Here is a 23405-nt window from a genome sequence, read left to right as displayed (position 1 = left end):
ATTTTATCCTGTAAAAATCTCCCTCAGCTATAAGCTCTCTATAATTTTTAAATTCTTCTATCTGTTCTTTTACTTTCTCTTTTTCTTCTTCGCTCAAATCTTTCGGATCCATTTCATATCCGAATGTACCGAACATCGCTACGTTTCCTCTTATATCAAGGCTCGTATTTCTTGAAGTCTGATGATTCGGAGTTATGGAAACATGGGTGAAGGTACAGGATATACCATAGATGTTCCGTATTGTATTTTCAGTCTGTCTACAGCATCGGTATTATCACTTGTCCAAGTTTGCGGCATATAATAAAGCATTCCGGGATCATATCTGTTTCCTCCGCTTGCACAGGATTCAAAAAGTACATCAGGAAATTCCTGTGTTATTTTTTCAAGTACCGAATAAAGTCCTAAAATATATCTGTGAGCCGTTTCTTTCTGTCTGCATGCACATCTTCCTTTGGAATATATTTCCGTCATACATCTGTTCATATCCCATTTCACATATTCTATGTTTGATTCTCTCAGATTTCGTGCAACAGATTCATACACATAATCTGCCACTTCTTTTCTCGACAGATCCAGAGTGTGCTGATGTCTTCCCGGCGTTTCAAATCTGTCGGGAGTCGATATTATCCAGTCGGGATGTTTTCTGTATAAATCGCTGTTTTTATTTACCATTTCAGGCTCGAACCATAATCCGAATTTCATTCCCATTTGATTTACTTTTTCTGCCAAACCTTTTATCCCGTGAGGAAGTTTTTCCAAATTCGGCTCCCAATCTCCAAGTCCTTGAAAATCATCATTTCTCGTTCCGAACCATCCGTCATCCAGAACAAATAATTCCACTCCGAGTTTTTTCGCATCTTCAGCTATTTTTAGTATCTTTTCCTCGTTAAAATTAAAATACGTACCTTCCCAGTTATTCAATAATACAGGTTTTGCTTTATTTTTATATTTTCCTCTTATCAAATTATTTTTATATAAATTATGGAAAGTAAGGCTCATTCCGTTTATCCCCTCATCGGAGTATACAAGAACCGCTTCAGGCGACTGAAATTCTTGACCCGGTTCCAAAAGCCAGTTAAAGTCAAAATGATTTATTCCTATATTTACTCTTGTAACATCATACTGATCTACTTCTACTGTCGTCGAAAAGTTTCCACTGTATATAAGATTAAGTCCTATTATTTCTCCCGAAGTTTCTGTAGTATTTTTTCTTTTCAGGCTTATAAAAGGATTGTTTAAAGCACTGCTTGTCCCTCTTTTACTGTCTATTACAGTTATTCCTCTTTTTATTTCCCGTTCTGTTACATATCTTTCTCTTCCCCATGCACCGCTAAGTTGTGTGAGTATATATTCCGAATCGGGCAAATCCAGAGATGCACTCATTATTTTTTCTATATTCAGTTTTTGATTTCCTTTATTTATGATTTTTACATTTCTCATTATTGCAGAATATTTTTCAAAAATTGAATAACTTAATATCAGTTCTGCATCAATTACTTCATCTTCAAGAATAATTTCCAATGTTTCGACTTTATCATCTTCATTTGCATAAACAGCAGGCAATCCCGTCAACTTTTTCTTTTCATTTTTAATTGAATGACTTTTATATTTAAAGTCGACTATTCTGCTGCCGTTTTCCTGCAAAACAGCAAATGCAGGCTCTCTGTAATCTCCTGTACCGTAACTCGGATACTCCTGTTTTATCATATCAAGAGAAAATCCTTTTCCGTCCGTAGAAGGAGTAATCGCAGGTTCTCCACCGATTTTTTCAAACAAATGTGAAAAATCTTCCCTGTATCGGACTTTTTTCCCGAAATAATATTGTCCCAAATGACCGTTTTGGAGTATTCCGATTATATAACTTATATGCTCATTACCGAGATAAAATTCCCGGCTTTTTTCACTGTATTTTATCATTTTTTGAAATCTCCTTTTTTATTTTCAGTATATTATTATCAATTCTTATTTTCCTCCATTAAGTGCCACACCGCTTATAAACTGTTTTTGGAAAATCATAAATATTACTACCATCGGTATTATAGCAAATACTGATCCTGCCATCAATACAGGATAATTTGTGTTAAACTGTCCTATTAACTGTGCCAAGCCTGCCGAAAGAGGCATTTTATCCAGATCGGTATTTACAATCAAAGGCCACATTAGTTCTTTCCATGCAAATAAAGCAGTAAATATACTTAACGAAATCATTCCCGATCTAGCTAGAGGAAGCATAACCTGAGTAAATATTTGCCATTGGTTTGCTCCGTCAATAATAGCAGCTTCTTCCAATTCTACAGGCAGCCCCATAAAAAACTGTCTCAATAAAAATGTTCCGAATGCAGTTACAATCCCCGGAAGTACCAATGCGGAAATACTGTTCAATATTCCCAATTTATGGGCTATCAAATATTGAGGTATTACAAATATTTGAGAAGGTACCATCATCTGTAATAAAACAAGCATAAACAGAACATCTCTTCCCGGAAATTTTAATCTTGCAAAAGCATATGCCGCCATTGCCGCAAAAAATGTAGATACAATAACTCTTATAATGATCACTGCCATTGTGTTAAAGTAAAAATTAAAAAACGGCAACATCTGAACTGCTTTTTTATAATTATCGAAATTATAGTTTTTAGGAAATATCGTAGGCGGAACACTTATAGATTCAGGCAATGTTTTAAAAGATGTCAGCATAGTCCATACAAAAGGACCTGTCATAAACAATGCTCCTATTATTAATAAAATATGTACTATTATTTTGTTTTTGTCTTTATATCCGTATTTTTTCATATCATTCTCCGTTCTTTTCAGTTGTATTTTTTAGCTTTATGACATATAATTGACCCATTTCTTCTGTAATTTTAACTGAATATAAGTTATAAGAAGTATTACAAGGAACAGCATCATTATAATTGCCGAACCGTATCCTTTCATATTTCTTTCAAAAGAATAATTATAGAAAAGTACAACTACAGACTGAACTTTAGGTAATACTACATTTGCCCTTCCTATCATCATATAAATAACATCAAAAACCTGAAGACATCCTATAAAAGTCGTAATTATAATAAAAAACAATGTAGGAGTTATCAAAGGCAATATTATTGAAAAAAATTTTTTTACAGGACCTGCACCGTCAATCTCAGCTGCTTCATAATAAGTCTGGGCAATTTCCTGCAGTCCCGCAAGTATAACTATCATATTATAACCTACCATGCTCCATATTCCTACTATCACTATAGATATCATTGCAGACTTGGAATCTGTAAGCCAGTCTACTCCCTTCAATCCTACAGCTGTTAATATTGTATTTATAATTCCGAATTTCGAGTTAAATATCCATTTCCAAACAAGAGCCACTGCTGCAGGAACAGATACAACAGGAAGAAAAAACAACGTTCTGTATATTGTCTTTCCTCTGATTTTGGCATTAAGCAGCACAGCTGTAATCAAAGATAAAAATACTCCTGCAGGAACTGTCAAAATTGTATAAATAAAAGTATTTATAAAAGACTGCATAACAAGTTTATCCTGAAATAAATTCACATAATTTTTTAATCCTATAAATGTAACTTTACCGAATGCTCCCGACTTTGTAAAACTTAAATATAAAGTTTGAAATATAGGCAGTATATTAAGTATAAAGAGTCCCAACATTGTCGGGGTTATCATAAAATAGCCCCAAACCATATTTTCCGTTTTTTTGTTTTTCATATAATTTGATTTTATGTTATTCATATTTTCGCCTCATTTCAAATTATCTATTTTGCTTCTATCATTTCATTCATTTTTTTTGCATATTCTTCAGTCGCAGTTTTTACATCAACTTTTCCGGCAAATACAGGTGCAAATATCTGATTTCCCAAATCTCTCCATTTTCCTCCGTTACTTGCAGACGGATAAACTACACCGTATTTCAACTGATCTATAAATATTTTCAAATCCATATCTTTATTATGATCTACCCACGCCTGCTGTGTTCCTTCGTATGCAGGTATAGCCGAAACATATTTAGCCTGTAATAAATTCGCTTTTTCTGTTGCTAAAAATTGAAGGAATTTTTTAGCTTCTTCAGGATATTTTGTTTTTGCAGAAACTGAATATCCAAGACCGTTATATATAGTTGCCTGTTTTTTCCCTCTAGGTAAATATGTAACGCCTACTTTTTTAGCAAATTCTTTATCTTCTTCTATTCTCGGCAAATTCCATGAACCTAACTGAGCCATGGCTACTTTTCCCGAAGTAAACATTTGAACATATTCCACTTCGTCAAATTCTTTTTGCAAAGGGGAAACTTTTTCTTTCAAACTCAAGTCTACCCACCATTGGATGGCTTCCTGTGTTGCAGGATTATTATAACCTGATTTATCGTCTTTTATTATATAACCCTCATTTTGATATACTTCATTCCAAAAACCTTCCTGAAAATTCAAAGGTGCACTTAGTCCGTAAATACCGTCTTTAGTTAATTTCTTAGCCGTTTCCAGATATTGTGCCCAGTCCCAATTTCCGTCAGGATAAGGCACTCCCGCTTTATCAAATAATTCTTTATTATAAAATACTCCTATGGTGTCGAAATCTTTCGGTACTGCGTATTGTTTTCCGTTAAACTGATACAGTTTTACCAAATCCTGAGGAAAATGTTTAAATCCCTCATCTATATTTTTATCTACTTCCATTAACATACCGTTTGAAGCATAATCGTAAAATCTTTCCGAATGCATCCAGAATATATCCGGCAATGTTCCTCCTGTAGCCGATGTTTCAAGTTTTGTCCAGTATTCTTCCCATCCGACTATCTGTAATTTTATTTTTACTCCCGGATTTTCTTTTTCAAACTCATCTATAATAGCTTTCATTCCCGCTTCCTGGCCTTTATCCCAAATCAGATAAGTCAGTTCTTTTTCTCCTCCGCTTTTACTGCCGTCTTTATTTTCTTTTCCTCCGCAACTTAATATTAACAATAAACATGCCATTAAAATAAAAATTTTTCTCATTACCATTACCTCCGAATTTTTTATTTGTTTTCATAAGAAATCTATTGTATAATATATAATAACTTGATTTTACAATAAAAAAAGAGTAAAAAAATAATATAGGGGTAAAAAAATGCTCAAAAAAGACAAAGAATGGATCCTTAATATTTTCGGTTTCAAAAAGCCTTTTCCCATTGTAACAATAAACAGTATCGATCGGCAAAAATTACAAATTCCGATTATTACTGGGACAATATGAAAAGACCACAGGATGGCAATTACTGTTTACTCCAATACACTATAAACGGTTACGGAGAAATAAAGATAGATAATAAAATTTACAGAATAGGTAAAAATGAGGCATTTTTTGTAAAAGTACCCGGAAAACACGTGTACTATCTTCCCAAGAATGCTTCATGGGAAGTCTTATATCTGGAATTTTCCGCAGAAGCAGAAAATTTCCGTAAACAAATCGTTAAAAATGCAGGTTCCGAAATTTTAAAATTTTCTCCTGATTCCAAAAGTATTTCATTACTTTGGGAATTATTTTATGCTGCGAAAAGTAACGAAATCTACAATATTTTTGAATGTTCAAAATATGCGTACAATCTTCTTTTTGAACTTTTAAATGAATTTACAAAAGTTAATAAAAAAATAGATTCTCCTACTGTCGAAAGTATAAAAAGCTATATTAATAAAAACTATGCAAAACCTTTGGCAATAGAAGATCTTTCCAATCACGTAAATTTATCGAAATATCATTTGACGAGGAAATTTAAAGCTGAAGCGGGAATATCCCCGGGACAGTATCTTATAAAAGTCAGGCTTAAAAAAGCTACTTCATTATTATTGAACTCAAATATGACTATTGAAGAAATCTCAGAAAAAGTAAGATTTTCATGCGGAAATTATTTTGCCAAAGCCTTTAAACACAACTTCAAAATTTCTCCTACTAAATACCGAAATTACTATAAACATTTTTGTAAATTAAATATTTTATCAAACGAATAAAAATAAGCTCAAGGAGGATATATGAAAAAGACATTATACTTGATGAGACACGGACAGACACTTTTTAATTTCAGAAAGAAAATTCAGGGAGCGTGCGACTCTCCTTTAACAGAAGAAGGTAAAAAACAGGCTGAAATTGCAGGACTGTACTTTAAATCAAATGAAGTAAAATTTGATCATGCTTACTCATCTACACAGGAACGGGCAAGCGACACACTGGAGATTGTTACTGATTTTAAAATGCCCTATGAAAGACTTAAAGGAATTAAAGAATGGAATTTCGGTTTGTTTGAAGGAGAAAGTGAAGACTTGAATCCGCCTCGGGAAAGTTACAGCGAGTTTTTTGTAAAATATAAAGGCGAATCCGGAAAACAGGTAGAACAAAGAATGACTGAAACATTAACAGAAATTATGGAAAGAGAAAATCACGAAACAGTTCTTGCAGTCAGTCACGGCGGAGCCTGTTATACATTTATGCTTAAACATGCCCCTGATTTCCCTTTCTCAGGAATTCCCAACTGTTCTATTTTTAAATATGAATATGAAAACGGAAAATTTACCCTTATAGAACTTATAAAACACGATTTTGAGAGAGAAATCTAAACAATAACTTTAAAAGGAGCTGTTAAAGTATGGAAAATTCCAATTTCAACAACTCCTTTTTATTTATAATTATAATTTTATTATCTATTTTAAAGTTTCAATCCAGGCATTAAGCTCTTTATCAATTCCCTCTTTTACCTGTTTTCCGCTGAATGCTATTCCTTTTTTAACTTCTTTGGCTTTTATATTTTTTTCAAAATTTATCAGTAAATTCCCGTATGTTCCTCCATAAGTTGTAAATACTGCAACTTTTTTATCAGACAAATTCTGTTCGGATAAATATGTCTGTACAGGTAAAGCTACTTCTGAAAACCATGCAGGCGTTCCTATTATTATAGTATCATACTCTGAAATATCTTTGTTTATTTTTTTTATCGCAACTTTTTCTTTATTTGCCATTTGTTTTTTTACTAATGCTTCCAGTTTAGAAACTGAAGATGTATCGTATTCTTTTTCAGGCTCGATTTTTAAAATATCGGCTCCTAATTTTTCTTTTATCATTTCGGCCACTTTTTCTGTTGTTCCTGTCAATGAATAATAAACTACCAGAGTTTTTTTCGTCATCATACTGTCTTTCATCATATCCGATTTCATATTATCTTTCATTGTCTTTGCGGTACTTTCTTTTGCACATCCTAAAATCGCTAAAGTAAATAAACTCAAAATTGTTATAAGTTTTATCTGTATTTTTTTCATAGTCTGTCTCCTCGGTTTAATGGTTTTTGTTTTTCAGGTTTTGTAAAACGGTTTATTAAATTTATTTTGAAGGTACGATATAATCATATAAATTTGCTATATTAGCTAAGATTTTTTTATTTTTTATTCCGAATTTCTTTTCCCATAATTTTACATTATAATAAATTACTTCAGCTTCGCCTTTCTCATTTTCATAAATTAATATTCTTAAAGGTAATTCAAAAGCTGATTTTTGATTTTCCTGCATAAGGAATGTTCCCACAGAAGGATTTCCAAAAATAATAACTGTTGCAGGTCTTAATTCCAAATGAACTTCGTCAGCATTTTTTTTATGATCCGAAATATAAAATATTGTTCCGCCTTTTTCAATTATTCTTTTTTTTACATTTTCAACAGTTTCTTTAAAATTATAAGAACTTTTTTTCTGAATATATTCACTATCAATCATCATATTGTCTTTCATATTCATTTTCATATTTGCAAATGATAATCCGAAACATAAAATTAAAATTACCGATACTAAAAATTTCTGTTTCACATTTGCTTCCTCCTTTCTTCTAAATTTCTGTTTAACCTTCAACTCAAGTAAGTTTTACCATATAAACCTTATAAATTCAAGCAAATATACCTATAATATAAAATAATATTATCAAAATATATTTTTTCTTTTTTTATATAAACCATATTTTCAAGAAAATAGAATTGAACTTATATTACTTTTCAAATCACTCTTTTTTATTTTTAAGTTTACTTATTTCATACAATGCCAATGCGTATATTTCGGTAATCTTTTCCAAATCATCCAAATCCATCCATTCGTCGGGCAGATGTGCGATATCTTTTTGCCCTGGAAAACTCGGTCCGTAAGCAATAATATTCGGAATAATTTTTGCGTATGTTCCGCCTGTTGTAGTAACAGGCTTTGAATCGAATCCTGTTACATCATTATAGACTTTCTGCAATGTCTTTACATATTTTGAAGTCTTATCATACAATATAGGATTCCAGTTGGCAATTTCTTCTATTTTCAGATTATCGGATAATTTCTCTTTTATCAGCTTTATTAATTCATCTTTTGTACAAATTGCAGGATAGCTCATTGCCCATTCAAAATAATTTTGATTTTCGGAAACTCCCAATTTATACCCTCTCATTATCATTTCACCGAAGTCTTCATCTTTAAAATTGATACCCAATTTTACTCCGTTATTCGGTGCAGACAGAATATAGTCATTGACAAAATTATAAAGTTCTTCAATATATTTATTTTCTGCAGAAACTCTTACTTTCAGTCTGCCTCTTTCACCATATACCACAGGCCATTTACAATCAGGTGTCCAACCGAAAACAGGAGGTTTCTCTTTTGTCATATAATGTTTTACACACTTAAATCCTGTTTCTTCATTTGTTCCGAATACAATTCTTACAGGAACATCAAAAGTTACACCGCATTTTTTCAATATATACAGTGCAAATAAATTTGCTAAAATCGGACCTTTATTATCCAAAACTCCTCGTCCGTAAATACGGTTATTTTCGATTTCTCCTTTTAGCGGTTCGTGTTTCCAGCCTTCTCCCAAAGGTACGACATCTACGTGTCCGAAAATTCCTATATATTCATCATTTTCACTTTCTCCGTACTGTGCATATCCTATTTTATTATCAATATTTTCAATATGAAATCCCATTTTTTGAGCTATATCTAAAACTTTATGAAGTGCTTCAAGAGGACCTTCCCCGAACGGTGCACTTTCCGAAGAAGTTCCTTCAATACTGTAAACAGCTACCAACTCTCTGATTGAATTTATCAAATCTTTCTGTATATTTTTAACTTTGTTTATAATTTCTTCTTTTTTTTCCGTACTCATTTTATTTTTCCTCCAAAGGTTTCATTCTTTCCTTTACATAATCGTCTACCCATTCCTTTGTTGCAGGCTCGTATATCGTTTCTTTTCCTTTTCTTTTAGCACGGTAAATACAAATATCCTCATTTTCATTTGCAACCACAAAAGAAAAATTATCAATATTTGTAGCAACTCCCCATTCCCCTTTATTGTTCATGGCAATAACCGAAATATCCCCCAATTTTCCTCTTCTTTTTATCATTTTCTCTTCAAAATTGAAAACAGCTTCTTCACAGGCTTTTTGAGGACTAAGTCCTGTTTCCATTAATTTTACTATCTCATAGGAAATAATCCCTTTCATTATATCCTCTCCAAGTCCTGTAGCACTTGCTCCTCCTATTTCACTGTCGGCATAAAGTCCCGAACCTATAATAGGTGAATCTCCCACACGTCCCTTTTTTTTCATAAACAGTCCGCTTGTAGATGTTCCCGAAACCACATTTCCCGAACAGTCCAGACAGACCATTCCCACAGTATCGTGTCCTGAATAAGGCTTTAATTCCAAGTTTATAATATCTTTTTTTCTGTTTTTATAGTGAATTTTGGCTCTGTCTGTAAGCATATTTTTTCTTTCAAAACCTTCTTTATGTGCATAGGCTTCCGCTCCTGCTCCTACCAAAACATTGTTTTCATTCAGTTTGCTAAGTCTTTTTGCTACGGATATAGGATTTGCAAAATCTTTTATAGCACATACAGCACCGAAATCAAGAGTTGTACCGTCCATATATGCCGCATCCAGTTCCACTTCCATTTCTTCATTAGGCAATCCGCCGTATCCTACCGACTTATAATAAGGAAAATCTTCAACACTCCTTATCGCTTTTTCTATCGCTTCTCCTGCTTCACCTTTATTTTCGAGTATTTTTTTCCCTTCTTCCAAACCGTCTTTTGCCATAGTCCATGTAGCGATTATTCCCCACATAAATATTTTCACCTCTTTCCGCATTTCTTAATATGCTGATTGTTTATAAAAATTCTCGTTCTTACTCTATAGATATAAAATAACTATATGCTGAAATCACTGATATATGTTATCTTCAGTCGTCAATTTCTCACTATTATGAACTTTCTTTATAACTTTCGCCATATTTTTGAGTGACTCTCTAAGTCCTGTTCCACCTTTTTTAGGCATTTTTACCATTATTATATCATTTTTATATTTTTGAATAACGTCGTCATTTTCTTCAGAACACACTACAATCGGCTTACACTCGGTTTTTTTCTGAATATAATCCGCTAAAATAGCCGACATCTCAGCATAACCGTGATAATTAAAACACGGACCGCATAAAAGTATATCGGCTTTCACTTTATTTATAAGTCCTTCCATTTTGGATAAAACTGTTTCTTCATTATCTCTAAAATAATTATCACTGCAATAAGTTGTTGCTATTACTGTTCCGCCTATTTCTTTTATATATTCTTCAAACATAAGATAAGAACCTATCCCGCCTTTTTCCACGGCAAGTTCTACATTTGACCCTTCTTTACCGCCTGTTCCCGACTGTATCTGATCGAAAAATAATATAATTCTCATTTTTTTGTCCTTCCCTGTAACTTATATTAAATTTCCCTCATTACTGCAAAGAAAATCTACATTTATGAGGAATGAGAGGGCTGCAATGAGCCCTCATCAGATTATATTAAGTATATTAATCAAACGATATATCGTCTAACGAAATATCATCCAAATCATCATTATTTTCTTCAACAGGTTTTGTTTCATCTTTCAAATACTGTTCATCCAAAACTCTGAAGAACGGATAGTATATTGCACATCCTATAGCTACCAACAATATTTGGAACAATCCTGCAATTATACTTCCTGTAGACAACCATCCCGAAAAGAATAACGGTGTTGTCCAAGGTAATGAAGCTCCTGTTGTACGAGGAATAATTCCCGCCAATGTTGCCGCTGTTGATAATCCTATATTTACTAAAGGTACTAATAAGAACGGAATCAAAATAATAGGGTTTAAAACAACAGGTAATCCGAATATAACCATTTCATTTATTCCGAATATTCCCGGTACTATAGATAATTTACCTAATTTTTTCATACGTTCTGATTTTCCTGCGAATATCATCAATAATACAAGAGAAAGTGTACTTCCTCCACCACCGAAGTTACCGAAGAAATCACCGAAAGGTCCTGTAAATATATTCGGTAAAGGTTGATGTGCAGTAAATGCTGCAAGATTTTCAGTAGTCAAAGCCAAGTGTATAGGTCCAAATACAGTATTTGTAACTGCCGGTCCGTTTATTCCGAAGAACCAGAATAATGTTGACAGGAACTGATAAACAGGTTCAAAAATAATACTTCTACCGAATCCCATTAGCGGTGTTTGCAATATTTTATAAACAAAATCATGAGCATATTTGTATTCTGTAAAATTGAAAATAAGTCTTATTATAAAGAAGAAAATCATAACAAACATACTCGGTATCAATGCCGCAAATGAATTTGACACTGCAGGTGGAACTCCTTCAGGAAGTTTTATAGTCCAACCTTTATTTTTAATTGCTGCAAATATTGATACAGATACAAGAGCTGTAATCATTGCGACAAATAAACCTGCCGAGCCTAAATTTTTGAATGCAAATCCTCCGAAAGCTTTCCCATTGGCATCTACATATTCATGAGATTGAGGACTTAAAATAAGAAAAGCTACAAGTGCTGCTGCCGCTCCTGCTATTCCTTCTATTCCTTTTGCTTTACCGTAGTAATATCCGATTCCTATAACTCCTATTAATGCCACTACTCCAAATGTTGCGTTAATTATAGCATCAAGATAATTTTCCCATCCTTTTCCAAAAAATCCTGCTAAAAATTCAGAATATCCGGGAACAGGGAAATTTCCGATTACAAGAAATATTGAAGCTACTATAAGTAAAGGTGTACCTACCAAAAACCCGTCCCTAATTGCAGTCAATACTTTGTTACTGCTTAATTTAACGGCCACAGGGCCTAAAACTTTTTCCAACTTTTCAAACATAGTTATTTACTCTCCTTCTCTTTTAAAATTTTTATTGCTCTTTTCAAAATACGTTCGCCATCAACATTACCATAATCATTTAAATCTATAACTGTTACAGGTATTCCCTTAGGTTCATATTTTTCTCTTGTTTCTTCATACTTAAATTTCACCTGCGGTCCTAATAAAATAACATCAGGATGAAGTTCCTCAACAATGATATCTAATTTATGATCAGGAAAAGCCTTAACTTCAATCGGAAGTTTATGACTGTCCGCTACATCCTGCATTTTCTTTGCAACCAGACTTGTTGACATTCCTGCTGCACAGAACAAATAAAATTTTTTCATAAAATCCTCCTATAAATTGTGTATTTTTATTATCTGTATTATCTGTCATTTGAAGCTGCTATCATTCTTATTGTGTGTCTTACACCTCTTATTGCTATAGACAGCTCCATTATATTTTCATAAGGAGCAACTCCTGCATAACCTGCATCTCCTATATGTTGAATATCTACTCCTGCAATTTTATTCAATATTGCTATTTCTCTTATTGTTTCTCTTGTGGAGCTTTCCTGACTTGTACCTATTGCAGACATTACAAGCCCTCCGTTTTCTTTTATATATTTTACGGCTTCTATCATTTCATCATGAGTAAATCCGGGTATAGTTCCTACCGCAGGGAGCATAATAACATCCGCTCCGCTTTCCAAAAACTGTTTTATTACATCTAAATTTACTATACGCTCATTTACTCCTGCACCGTGCATTTTTCCTGCTATTATCATACCGTCAAAGTATTTTTTAGCCAGTTTTATTCCGTTTACAGTTTCTTTATTTGTAACTCCGGTTCCGGGATTTCCTGTCAGACACACGAAATCAAATCCCATTTCAGAAGCTTTTTTCAATGTTTTTTCCGAACACATTCTTCCTTCGGGAATAATCTCAAGATTTTCCAACATATCGGCATTCAAATCCACAGGCTCCAAATTCAGTCCTACAGGTCTTCCTGTAAGTTTTTTCAATAATTTTATAGGTTCATCGCTTTCAGGTAATGATGCAATAACAGGATTATATACATCCAATCCGTTTAATAAAATCAAATCTGCACCGAATGCCCTTGCCAACTCACTGTTTGTTACATCTCCTGTAACTGTTCTTCTGTCGGCAACATTTTCCGATAATACTGTTCTTCCTTCGCTTGCTTTAATAGCATTTATTAACTCTTCTTTCGTCATTTTTTTAAAATCGCTTGCAAAGCAGTTAAGTAATCTTTTCGACATTATTTTCATCTCCATTTCTGTTATTTTCATTTTCAAATTTTCTGCATTTTTTATATTATTTTTATACCCTATGATTTATATTTTGTCAAAAAAATTTTTTTTAATTTTCAATTTATTATTTCATAACTATTATTTTTATTCCCTTGATTTTTTTCTTTATTATTAGTATAATTTAAAAAAGACGAAAAAATTTAATCTTTTTTCGTGTAGTTTATTTTAATCTAAAATTAGTTAAAATATACATAATCATATAACGAAAACTATAAAAATATTTTCGTTAAATTTGGAGGATTGCTAAATGAATGAAATATATTTTTCAGAAATATACACAAATATTGGACAAAAGAATATTAAACTCGAATTTTCCAAAAAAATAACAAAAAATGAAAAAACCTTCCTGAAATCAATTTTTTTTAAAATTATTTCAGACTTTTCTCTTTTGGAAAATATGAAAATATCACTTGAAGAACTTGGAAATAATCCTGAACTTTCTTCTATTGATGATTACTCTTTATTTACTAAAAATTTATCCGAAAAGCGGATATTTTTTTCAGTTTCTTCTTCATCCGAAAAATACGAAGGTTCATTCGGAATTATTTCTTCTTTTATTTTCAACACCGATTCTATCCTTCTGTTTTTTACCGAAGAATTTAAGTCCTGTTTTTCAAATAAGAAAAATTTTTTTTCACTTTTGGAAATTGAAAAATTTATTTTTATGTCCGAATCTTTTTCTTTCAGTCTGTATTCAAATATATTAAAAAATTTTGAAAACAGTAAAGAAATTATTTTTCCTATCTCATCTTTGAAAATGTATTTGAACTCAGATAATAAATACAGCAGATTTTTTGATTTTGAGAAATATATTTTAAAAAAAGCGGTTTCCGATATAAATATATTCACAACTTTCAATATTTCATATAAAAAAATAAAAGAAGGAACAAAATTAACAAATAAAATTACTTCTATTGCTTTTTTTGTTGAAAAATCAAAACATATGAATACTTCCCAGGATAATACTGTTTACAAAATGATGGAACTTGTAAAAGATCGCATTAAAAATCCTGAAAAAATTTATCAGTTATTTTTACTATATATCGCAAAAAGAGGCTATAAATATGTTTACGAAAATATAAAATATCTGAAGCATACCTCCTCTGAAAATTTTGATAAAAAATTAAGAAAAGCTCTATTACTGGATTTAGCTTCAAACAGTCTTAAATTATACATCAGTATAAATAAATCTGTAGACTCTTCCATAGTATTATTTTCCATTCTCAGTCGGAATATAAATGACATTAAAAGGTATTTTCCTAAAATCGAAAAATTGCTGCAAACTTCAGAATTAAAAAATATTAACTCTATCAGTTATTTTAAAGACGGCAATATTTTTGAATTTGTAAACGAAGATATCGAAATTTATGTCGAATACTATATTAATAAGCCTTCTTTAATCAAAATATATTTACCTGATAACATAATCAAAAAACTTGAAAAAAATAAGCCGAGACTGAGAAGTTAGTATTAATAAAGGGGTAATGACATACTCATAACTCCCATTATATAAAAAAATCCTCTACACTCGAAATTAAAAAATATCGAATATAGGGATTTTTTAGTAAAAATAATTTAAAACTTTTTATCTAATTTTATTTCAATTCAGGCCAGTATCCTTTATTAGCTTCTATTAAATCATCAAGTATCAATTTAGCAACAGATGCACTAGGTACTGTTCTTGAGAGAGTGATTGCCTGCCATAATTTTTGATAAGAACCTTCTATCCAAGCTTCTACTGTCAATTTTTCCACAGAAACTTGCTGTTCCATCAATCCTTTTTGGAATTGAGGGATTTTTCCCTGACATATTCTTTCAGGTCCGTTTGATCCTACTATACAAGGAACTTCAACCATTGCGGTAGAATCAAAGTTGGAAACAGCTCCGTCATTTTCTACTATCAAAAGCATTCTTTCATGAGTGTTATATGCTATTGCTCTCGCCAAGTCCACTATGTATGATGCATGGTCATCTACATGCAGTTTTGTTCCTTCGGAACTCCCTTTTTCAGCTATTGCTTTACATTCACCGAATACAAATTTTTCTCTTCCTTCCATTACTTCATTTGCTCTTGTATGATTAGGATTGGAATGAGCAACCACATAATCAGGGAAATAGTAATATTTTAAATATGTATTAGGCATTGTAGCAGGATCAAGTGCATAAACATCTTTTGCTTTTGTAAATGTTTCGCTCCAGCTCGCTTCTACATTTTCTCCCTCTATTTCTACATTATATCCTACTCTTGCAACTTTTTCTCTAAGTGCAGGCATCAAATCGTTTCCTTCTTTATCTCTTATATCAGTCCACCATCCAAAATGGTTTAATCCGAAATATCTTATAAACATTTCTTTTCTTGATTTTAAGCCTAACATTTCAGCCATTCTTATCTCAATACCTATAGGCATATCACAAATATTTAATATTTTAGAGTTGGGTCTCAGTTTTCTTGTAGCTTCCGCAACTATTGCTGCAGGATTTGAATAATTCAGCATCCAAGCATCAGGAGAATATTTTTCCATATAATCTACTATTTCCAATACCCCTCCTATAGATCTCATTCCATAAGAAATCCCTCCCGGTCCACATGTTTCTTGACCAAGCACACCGTGTTTCAACGGTATTTTCTCATCTTTTTCTCTCATAGCATATTTTCCTACTCTTATATGTGCCATAACAAAGTCAATATCTGTAAATGCTTCTTCAGGATCAACAGTATAAACAAAATTAATATCGGGAGCTTTTTCTTTTATCAATATTTCACAAGCTTTTGCTATAATTTCCTGTCTTTCTTTATCATTGTCATAAAATTTAATTTGTCTTATCGGAAATTTATCCAAATTCTCCAGTAACATCAATACTATTCCCGGTGTAAATGTACTTCCTCCTCCTGCTACTACAATTGAAAATTTTTTCATTTTTTTACCTCCTAATTTTATTATTTTTTCAATAATTCTTCCACTCTGTCTCTTACTTGAGGAACAGACAGCCCTATTATTACCTGTATAGCTTTTCCCTGTTTCAATACTCCGTGTGCTCCTGCCTGTTTAAATACCGAATCGGGCTGTAACAATTTTTCATCTTTTACACTTACTCTAAGTCTTGTCGCACAGTTATTCAGTTCTTCTATATTATCTTTTCCGCCTAAAGCCTCCAGTATTATAATTGCCTGATCCATATACATATCATTTTCATCATTCTGATTTGCTTCCATATTTTTCTTTGCTTTATAATCCGCTTTTGTAAATAACTTAGTTTCAACATCATCTTCTTCTCTTCCCGGAGTTTTTAAGTTCATTTTCTCAATTAAAAATTTAAAAACAAAGAAATATATTACTGTAAATATCAATCCTATAAATATCTGAGTAAACATAACATTACTGTGATTTTTCGCCATAGGTATCCAGTTTTGGAATAAGAAATCCAGCAAACCTCCTCCAAAATTTCCTACAACTCCGAATGTATACATTACTGCAGCCATTGTTGCTGCCAATACCGAATGTACAGCAAATAATAACGGAGCTATAAATAAGAATGTAAATTCAAGAGGCTCTGTAATTCCTGAAACTACTGCTGTTAAAACTGCCGGAATCAATAATCCTGCTATTCTTTTTTCTTTTCAGGCTTTGCTGTTGCATACAAAGCCAATGCAATCCCCGTGCATCCGAATATTTTCGAGTTTCCATGAAGAGAGAAGCCTCCCTGTGGAAATAAAGTCTTTAAAGCTTCAGTGCTTGCTCCAAATTGAGGTGCATGTACCAACCAGTAATTTGTTATTCCGCCTTCAACAACAGCCGGACCGAATATAAACGGACCGTAAATAAAGTGATGTAACCCTGTAGGTATAAGTATTCTTTCGAGGAATGTATAAATCCACACTCCTATTACTCCTGAAGTTACAAGTAAACCTTGTAAAGCAAATATACCCGCCTGTATTTTAGGCCATACCAAAACTGTTATTAATGCACACGGTATCATTACTATAAATCCTATTATATATACAAATACCGAACCTTGAAATATTCCCAAAAAATCAGGTAATTTTGTATCAAAATATTTATTATGTAAATATACCACTATTCCTGCTATTATAATTGAGCCTATTATGCTTGTATCAAGTGTTCTTATTCCTGCAATATCAGTAAGTCCACTTGTAGGACCTGTCGCATTAATATCTACACCGAAGCCCCATAATTTTATCAAAGCATTTACAAAATAGTTAAAAGTTGTGTACAGTGCAAATGTTTCAAGACATGCTCTTGCATTAGTTTTCTTAGCTAATCCCACAGGTAATCCTATAGCAAATAATAAAGGCATTTGTCTAAATACTGTCCATCCTCCTTCTTCTATTAGTTGCCAAAATTTCCACCAACCGGTTCCTTCATTTGCAATACTTCCCATAATTTGAGGATTTTTAAATATTCCTGTTATTCCCACGACTACTCCTGTAAATGTAAAGAATAGTACCGGAGTAAACATAGCTCCTCCAAAACGTTGAATTTTTTTTAACATATTACAGATACCTCCTAAAATATTTTTTATTTTTTCTTGCTTTGTATAGCTTTTATACCTCAAAAATTTTACTTTGTCAAAAAGAAATATTTTAATTATTTTCTTTTGTAATTTATAAATATTATTCTTCTTATCCTTGATTTTTTTCTTTATTTAAGATATAATTCTAAAAAGACGAAATAATATATGTTTTTTTTCGTGTCAATTCTTAAAATTAATAAAGATTAAAATTTAATATAATTAATAAGCGAAAATCTTAATAATTTTTTTCGCTTTTTAGGAGGGTATTTTTGTGAAAGACATCTATTTTTCTCAAAACATTATAAATACTGTAAAAAATGATATTAATCTTAATTTTTCCAAAAAAATGTCAAAAAAGGAAAGATTATTTTTAAAATTACTTTTTTTTAAAATTATTTCCAATTCAAAATCGCTAAATAAATTAGAAATTGAAATTAATGAAATGATTCTTACTCTTCAATTATCTTCTATTGATGAATTTGAAAATTTTCTAAAGATTTTAGCTGAAAAACGTATTATTTTTGAAATACCGACAAAATCCGGAAAATACTCAGGTTCTTTTTCTTTAATTTCTTCTTTTATTTTAAGTATGAATTTCTGCCAAATTTTTTTCACTGAAGAATTTAAATATTGTTTTTCCAATCAAAAAAATATATTTTCTCTTTTGGAAATTGAAAAATTTATTTTTATGGAAGACACTTTTTCATTTAATCTCTACAATAGTATAATAAAAATGTCGGATAATAAAAAAGAATTTAACTTACCGCTGAGCTCTTTAAAAAGATATTTGAATTCTGATGATAAGTATAAAAGATTTTTTGACTTTGAAAAACATATTTTAAAAAAAGCAGTTTTTGATATTAACACTTTTACTGATTTTAATATAGAATATAAAAAAATTAAATCAGGTACAAAGGCAAGTAATAAAATTGTTTCCATTAATTTTAAAATAAGAAAATCTAAACAAATTCCTATTTTATATGATGATACCATTTATAAAATGATTGAAACTATTAAAGATAAAATCGAGAATCATGAAAAAATATATAATCTTTTGCTTTTATATTCAATTAAACGGGGACATAAATATGTTTATGATAATATAGAATACCTAAAAAATGATTCTTCCGAAAATTTTGAAAGAAAATTGAAGAGAGCTCTTTTACTTGATTTGGCAACAAATAAATTGAAACTCTATATCAGCATAAATGAATTTGTAAAATCCCCTACTAAATTATACAATATTCTTGTACAAAATATAAACCTTATAAAAACATATTATCCTAAAATTGATATCCCGGAATATACCACAGGACTTACAAATTTAAGAAATGTCAGTTTTTTAGAAGATCAGGAAATATTTGAACTTTCCAATAATGAAATAGAATTATATATAAAATATTACTCAAAGAAAAAATCTGTTATTAAAATCTATTTATCAAATAATATTATAAAAATAATTAGAAAAGCAAAACAAAATGATGATAGCGATATTTAAAAATAAAAAGTTTTGAAATCTGACAACTTTTCTCTGAAAACGAACAGATACATTTATTTTAAAATAATCAATCTTAAACCAAGTTAATTTTCTCATTTTTTTTTAATATTTATATGATATAATAAATTCAAACTTAAATTAAGAATATCCGTATTTTTAATAAAGATTGTGTAACTATTTTTAAAGGAGAAGTAATGAAAAATAAAATGTTAATCACGATGTTACTAAGTATCATCATATTGGGAACTGTTTTAACAGCTGCTACTGCAAAGAAAAAAACAGTAAGTAAAACCAAAACTGCTGCAAAAAAAAGAGAACCTCAAACTACAAAAATAAAATATAAAAAAGTTGTCGGAGAAAATCCTTTCGTGACTTTTGTAAAAGCCGAAGAAATAGCATTGAAACATGCAGGATTGGATAAAGAAACCGGCGATATAACTAAAATTCTTATGGAACAGAAAGATAAAGAGCTCGTTTATAAAATAGCTCTTCATTCCGATTATAACGACTACAGTTATATTATAGGTTCTAAAGAAGGAAAAGTTTTGAATTATTCCTTGAGAAGTAGAGATTATCTTCTCTCAAATAAAGATTATATAGGAAACGATAAAGTCAGAGATATTATTCTTGAAAAAATGCCTGAGATAAAGGATTCTGACATATATGAAATTAAAAGCGAAAAAGAAAATAATCTTCCTGTATATAAAGTAAGAGTTATTCGTAGCGGTAAAGAATATAAATTTATTATTGATGCTTTAAAAGGAAAAATTTTAAAATCTGAAGAGAGTGAATTTACTTCTCTTTAATTTAAAAATTTTAGCTGAAAAGTTATAAAAATCAGCTTTTGAATGTGTTTTTAATTTTTTAAAATAAATAAAAAATCGGTATTACAATTGGAAGTTTTTTATCTTCTTACAATATCTAAATATAAAAATACCCTAATCTTCTAATATTTATGATATTATAGAAAATAAAAAACAGATAATTAATAATGCCGATTTTTATTTTATTACTAATCTAATTCCCTATTTTACTCAATTTTTTTGTGTCATTTACATTAAATCCTCTATTTCTTTATAAAAAATTTCAAACTCTCATTTTTTTTTAATATTTATGAGGTATAATATACATGCTAACAACCTAAATCTATCCGTAAAGGAGGGATTGCATGGAAGAACCTGAGAAAAGAATTTTTTTAAATTTCGGGTTTTCCCGGAAGAATTATGATTAATGTTAATCATATTCTCTTTAATCTTCTAAAAAACAGGGTTATCTAAAAATTATTTCAATTTTCGATAGCCCTGTTTTATTTATTATTTTTTATTAATTCATTTCAAACTCTATGTATACAGTTTTTGAAAACGAAGATTTCTGTGGATTTATAATTATTGCATTATGTTCCGACTTTTCTATAATTTTAGCATCACTTTCTTTTAATATATCCAAATTATGATCATCAACATAATTTCTATTGAAATAAGAATAAAAAGGTCTTATTACACCGTTTGAATTATCTGTTATTGTTACAGGTTTTCTTAATTTAAGTTCAGTTTTATTAAGTATATTTTCCGCCTTTTTAAGTGCTTCCTTATAAGCCTGCTCATATAATTGATCTTCCATTTTCTGCTTGTTATCAATGTCATATTCTATAATTCCTGTAGAAGCTATTTCAAGAGAATGAGCCAGATTTATTATATTTCCGAGTTTTTTCATATCTCTTGTACTTACTTCAATGGAATGGCTTACTGTATAAACTTCTTTTTTTACATCCTTATTACTTTCCATATTCACTTCATTATTATCATATCCTGATATTTTAATATTATTACTGTTAAAACCGTTTGCAGCAAGTTTTTTCTGAATATCGTTAAAATCATTTACTGCATTTTGATAAGATGTTTTATTGTCGGTATTTTGAGATATTACATTAAAAGAATAACTGCCGTTGTCATTTCTTATTATATTATAAACTCCTTTTTGAACTAAAACCGTCATAAAATTTTTCAGTAAATTTATATCAAAAGGACTTACTTCTACAGTCAATACTGTTCTGAATTCTTTTTTTCCTTCATTTACTTTTATACTTTCCCAATTATAATTTTTATAAGTGGAATAATTCGTCGATTCTATCTTTTCATATTTTGTATTTGTTTTTTTCAATAAATTCTTATATTTAGCCAATATATCGGCATTTTCTCTGCTTGCTTTTTCAAGATTTTCATTTTTTGTGATAATCTCAAAATGTATTTTTGCTGAATCCGGAGCAATTTCTCTTGTAGCAGTACCTCTAACCTGTATTCTTTTTTCCGAAGCATTATCTCCGAAAGAAAAAATCGAACATACTGCAAATAACAAAGTTATAATTTTTTTCATTTATTTCAACCTCTTTCACAAATTTATTTTATTTCGTATAAAACTGATATATTCTGACTTAATTTAATCGGTTTCGGAGTATAATCCACTTTCGGTAAACTTCTCTTTGCTATCGCCGCATTATTAACATATCCCATTTCTTTCAATCTATAAGTTTCAGGTGCTTCAGCTGCTATTGCCCAATCCTGATCTATACGATCTATCATCTTTTGCTGAAACGCTATATCCTCACTCACTACAAGCGGAGAACTCAACATCATATTACTTGATTTTAATATGCTCACAGCTTTAGATTTAGCCTGATTAAATGCTTCGTTATACATTTCCGAAGCTATCCTGTCCTTATCGGAAATATCAAAATATATAGAACCGCTAACATTTATAGAATTATCATCTGCAAGAGAAATAATATCATTCAGATTTTTTAAATTTTTTGTAGAAATCGTGAATTCTTCAGTAACAACAAAAACATCTTTTTCATTTTTTCCTTGTACATTTTGATTTTCAATCACTTTATAATTACTGAATACAATATCATTCGCAGAAATTCCCGATGACTGTAACTTGGATTTTACAGAATTAAATTTGCTCAAAGTCTTGCTCAAAGCATTATTCAAATTTATATCCGTTTCATTTAGAACAAAATAATAAGAAGCACTGTCTTTTTCATATTTTTTGATATTTTTCACAGCATCATTTCCTGAAAATTCTATTAACTTTGAAATCTTATCAAAAGTAGTATTTTTTACAATAACCTGCATTTGTATAGTATAAGAAGCCGGCTTCTTATCTTTGTCAGTTTTTGTTTTACCTTTAACATCATATACCGCCTGTTCATCTTCTACATACCTATAATCATCATAATAATCATTATAATCCTTAGTTTTATTACTGTAAAAAGAAACAGTTTCAAAATTCGATAATTCTATCTTTTTAGCTCTTAGCCCCGATTTGAATTTTTCTATTTTTTCCTTAAGTTCTTTTGTTGCCGTGTTCAAATTCTGATTTTTCATTTGTATTTTAAAAGAAATTTTTGCCGTATCGGGTAAAACTTCCCTTTCAGAATTACCTGTAACACTTATTTTTCTTACAACGTTTTCTCCAAAAGAAAATGCCGCTAAAATAAGAAACAGGGCTGTAAAAATTTTTTTCATAATTGAATTCCTCCTCATTTTCTCAAATTATCTTATTTTTTCTGAATTTTTTCTTTCAAGATAATCTTATAACAATATATTACCAAAAGAACCTTAAAATAAACTGAAAAATTTTAATTTTAAAATAAAAAATCACGATTTTTTAACGTGATAATTTCTACCCTAAAGAATTCAGGGTATTAATCAGTACAAAATTTTTTGTGTTAATAAAAATATTACCAATACAAAAAATAAGGTACGAATAGTACACCTCCTTAAATATTAGTACGGGTGACGAACCCGCTTAAAATTTATTATAACAAAAAAGACCGGATTTTTCCAGTCTAATTTGTCGTCATTTTTT

At 30.5% G+C, this 23405-nt stretch carries 19 protein-coding genes and 2 pseudogenes; 5 read left to right on the top strand and 16 right to left on the bottom strand.

Annotated features, from left to right (window positions below):
• Positions 1–79: 79 nt before the first annotated feature.
• From FVE72_RS05245 to FVE72_RS05230, 4 genes and pseudogenes are all read right to left on the bottom strand, one after another.
• Positions 80–1917 (bottom strand): annotated as a pseudogene (locus tag FVE72_RS05245) (alpha-galactosidase); the annotation flags it as partial.
• 45 nt (positions 1918–1962) lie between these two features.
• A complete protein-coding gene (locus FVE72_RS05240; protein WP_036056094.1) occupies positions 1963–2793 on the bottom strand; it encodes a carbohydrate ABC transporter permease in 831 nt (276 codons plus the stop codon).
• A gap of 36 nt (positions 2794–2829) precedes the next feature.
• Entirely contained in the window at positions 2830–3717 is an 888-nt protein-coding gene (locus FVE72_RS05235; protein ID WP_232049489.1) for a carbohydrate ABC transporter permease, read from the bottom strand.
• Positions 3718–3764: 47 nt separating this feature from the next.
• Entirely contained in the window at positions 3765–5000 is a 1236-nt protein-coding gene (locus tag FVE72_RS05230; protein ID WP_026737535.1) for an ABC transporter substrate-binding protein, read from the bottom strand.
• 204 nt (positions 5001–5204) lie between these two features.
• Here FVE72_RS05230 and FVE72_RS05225 point away from each other — a divergent pair, with 204 nt between their 5' ends.
• A complete protein-coding gene (locus FVE72_RS05225) occupies positions 5205–5990 on the top strand; it encodes a helix-turn-helix domain-containing protein (protein ID WP_332069765.1) in 786 nt (261 codons plus the stop codon).
• Positions 5991–6011: 21 nt separating this feature from the next.
• The gene (locus FVE72_RS05220; protein ID WP_026737533.1) at positions 6012–6593 is read left to right on the top strand and encodes a histidine phosphatase family protein; all 582 of its coding nucleotides are present in this window, start codon (positions 6012–6014) and stop codon (positions 6591–6593) included.
• Positions 6594–6677: 84 nt separating this feature from the next.
• On the opposite strand, the gene FVE72_RS05215 is transcribed toward FVE72_RS05220, so the two are convergent.
• The 8 genes from FVE72_RS05215 to FVE72_RS05180 form a co-directional block, all read right to left on the bottom strand.
• Positions 6678–7289, bottom strand: a complete 612-nt coding sequence (locus FVE72_RS05215; RefSeq protein WP_146966404.1) for a flavodoxin family protein — start codon at positions 7287–7289, stop codon at positions 6678–6680.
• Between the two features lie 61 nt (positions 7290–7350).
• A complete protein-coding gene (locus tag FVE72_RS05210; RefSeq protein WP_051411751.1) occupies positions 7351–7827 on the bottom strand; it encodes a DUF302 domain-containing protein in 477 nt (158 codons plus the stop codon).
• A 187-nt stretch (positions 7828–8014) separates the two neighbouring features.
• On the bottom strand, positions 8015–9157 hold the full coding sequence (locus tag FVE72_RS05205; protein WP_026737529.1) for a Sapep family Mn(2+)-dependent dipeptidase: 1143 nt from the start codon (positions 9155–9157) through the stop codon (positions 8015–8017).
• A gap of 1 nt (position 9158) precedes the next feature.
• Positions 9159–10115 (bottom strand): N(4)-(beta-N-acetylglucosaminyl)-L-asparaginase, encoded by a 957-nt coding sequence (locus FVE72_RS05200; RefSeq protein ID WP_026737528.1) that lies wholly within the window; start codon positions 10113–10115, stop codon positions 9159–9161.
• 96 nt (positions 10116–10211) lie between these two features.
• Positions 10212–10730, bottom strand: coding sequence for a GrdB-related putative oxidoreductase (locus tag FVE72_RS05195; RefSeq protein ID WP_026737527.1), 519 nt, complete (start codon positions 10728–10730; stop codon positions 10212–10214).
• Positions 10731–10845: 115 nt separating this feature from the next.
• Complete coding sequence (locus FVE72_RS05190) at positions 10846–12189, bottom strand: PTS sugar transporter subunit IIC (RefSeq protein WP_026737526.1); 1344 nt, start codon at positions 12187–12189, stop codon at positions 10846–10848.
• A gap of 2 nt (positions 12190–12191) precedes the next feature.
• Entirely contained in the window at positions 12192–12518 is a 327-nt protein-coding gene (locus tag FVE72_RS05185) for a PTS sugar transporter subunit IIB (protein WP_026737525.1), read from the bottom strand.
• Positions 12519–12556: 38 nt separating this feature from the next.
• Entirely contained in the window at positions 12557–13483 is a 927-nt protein-coding gene (locus FVE72_RS05180) for a DUF7916 family protein (RefSeq protein ID WP_232049488.1), read from the bottom strand.
• 268 nt (positions 13484–13751) lie between these two features.
• Here FVE72_RS05180 and FVE72_RS05175 point away from each other — a divergent pair, with 268 nt between their 5' ends.
• The gene (locus tag FVE72_RS05175) at positions 13752–14972 is read left to right on the top strand and encodes a replication initiation protein (protein WP_026737523.1); all 1221 of its coding nucleotides are present in this window, start codon (positions 13752–13754) and stop codon (positions 14970–14972) included.
• 127 nt (positions 14973–15099) lie between these two features.
• Here FVE72_RS05175 and FVE72_RS05170 read toward each other — a convergent pair whose 3' ends face one another.
• On the bottom strand, positions 15100–16422 hold the full coding sequence (locus FVE72_RS05170) for a 6-phospho-alpha-glucosidase (protein WP_026737522.1): 1323 nt from the start codon (positions 16420–16422) through the stop codon (positions 15100–15102).
• A 20-nt stretch (positions 16423–16442) separates the two neighbouring features.
• Positions 16443–18016 (bottom strand): annotated as a pseudogene (locus tag FVE72_RS05165) (alpha-glucoside-specific PTS transporter subunit IIBC).
• A gap of 292 nt (positions 18017–18308) precedes the next feature.
• Here FVE72_RS05165 and FVE72_RS05160 point away from each other — a divergent pair.
• Positions 18309–19535: a replication initiation protein gene (locus FVE72_RS05160; protein ID WP_026737521.1), complete on the top strand. Its 1227-nt coding sequence runs from the start codon at positions 18309–18311 to the stop codon at positions 19533–19535.
• A 194-nt stretch (positions 19536–19729) separates the two neighbouring features.
• The gene (locus FVE72_RS05155) at positions 19730–20341 is read left to right on the top strand and encodes a PepSY domain-containing protein (protein ID WP_006808524.1); all 612 of its coding nucleotides are present in this window, start codon (positions 19730–19732) and stop codon (positions 20339–20341) included.
• Between the two features lie 517 nt (positions 20342–20858).
• On the opposite strand, the gene FVE72_RS05150 is transcribed toward FVE72_RS05155, so the two are convergent.
• A complete protein-coding gene (locus tag FVE72_RS05150) occupies positions 20859–21908 on the bottom strand; it encodes an SIMPL domain-containing protein (protein WP_026737520.1) in 1050 nt (349 codons plus the stop codon).
• Between the two features lie 23 nt (positions 21909–21931).
• Positions 21932–23062 (bottom strand): SIMPL domain-containing protein, encoded by a 1131-nt coding sequence (locus FVE72_RS05145; RefSeq protein WP_026737519.1) that lies wholly within the window; start codon positions 23060–23062, stop codon positions 21932–21934.
• Between the last annotated feature and the right edge of the window lie 343 nt (positions 23063–23405).

This window comes from Pseudoleptotrichia goodfellowii (genome assembly GCF_007990505.1).
Classification (GTDB): Bacteria; Fusobacteriota; Fusobacteriia; order Fusobacteriales; family Leptotrichiaceae; genus Pseudoleptotrichia; species Pseudoleptotrichia goodfellowii.
Note: the sequence above shows the minus strand (reverse complement) of the source record. Positions and strands in the feature narration are given on the sequence as shown.

What these genes read in the sequence shown, in the direction of transcription:
- FVE72_RS05240 (WP_036056094.1), bottom strand. Translation starts at nt 2,793, where the DNA reads ATGAAAAAATACGGATATAAAGACAAAAACAAAATAATAGTACATATT.
- FVE72_RS05235 (WP_232049489.1), bottom strand. Translation starts at nt 3,717, where the DNA reads ATGAAAAACAAAAAAACGGAAAATATGGTTTGGGGCTATTTTATGATA.
- FVE72_RS05230 (WP_026737535.1), bottom strand. Translation starts at nt 5,000, where the DNA reads ATGAGAAAAATTTTTATTTTAATGGCATGTTTATTGTTAATATTAAGT.
- FVE72_RS05220 (WP_026737533.1), top strand. Translation starts at nt 6,012, where the DNA reads ATGAAAAAGACATTATACTTGATGAGACACGGACAGACACTTTTTAAT.
- FVE72_RS05215 (WP_146966404.1), bottom strand. Translation starts at nt 7,289, where the DNA reads ATGAAAAAAATACAGATAAAACTTATAACAATTTTGAGTTTATTTACT.
- FVE72_RS05205 (WP_026737529.1), bottom strand. Translation starts at nt 9,157, where the DNA reads ATGAGTACGGAAAAAAAAGAAGAAATTATAAACAAAGTTAAAAATATA.
- FVE72_RS05200 (WP_026737528.1), bottom strand. Translation starts at nt 10,115, where the DNA reads ATGTGGGGAATAATCGCTACATGGACTATGGCAAAAGACGGTTTGGAA.
- FVE72_RS05195 (WP_026737527.1), bottom strand. Translation starts at nt 10,730, where the DNA reads ATGAGAATTATATTATTTTTCGATCAGATACAGTCGGGAACAGGCGGT.
- FVE72_RS05190 (WP_026737526.1), bottom strand. Translation starts at nt 12,189, where the DNA reads ATGTTTGAAAAGTTGGAAAAAGTTTTAGGCCCTGTGGCCGTTAAATTA.
- FVE72_RS05185 (WP_026737525.1), bottom strand. Translation starts at nt 12,518, where the DNA reads ATGAAAAAATTTTATTTGTTCTGTGCAGCAGGAATGTCAACAAGTCTG.
- FVE72_RS05180 (WP_232049488.1), bottom strand. Translation starts at nt 13,483, where the DNA reads ATGAAAATAACAGAAATGGAGATGAAAATAATGTCGAAAAGATTACTT.
- FVE72_RS05175 (WP_026737523.1), top strand. Translation starts at nt 13,752, where the DNA reads ATGAATGAAATATATTTTTCAGAAATATACACAAATATTGGACAAAAG.
- FVE72_RS05170 (WP_026737522.1), bottom strand. Translation starts at nt 16,422, where the DNA reads ATGAAAAAATTTTCAATTGTAGTAGCAGGAGGAGGAAGTACATTTACA.
- FVE72_RS05155 (WP_006808524.1), top strand. Translation starts at nt 19,730, where the DNA reads ATGAAAAATAAAATGTTAATCACGATGTTACTAAGTATCATCATATTG.
- FVE72_RS05150 (WP_026737520.1), bottom strand. Translation starts at nt 21,908, where the DNA reads ATGAAAAAAATTATAACTTTGTTATTTGCAGTATGTTCGATTTTTTCT.
- FVE72_RS05145 (WP_026737519.1), bottom strand. Translation starts at nt 23,062, where the DNA reads ATGAAAAAAATTTTTACAGCCCTGTTTCTTATTTTAGCGGCATTTTCT.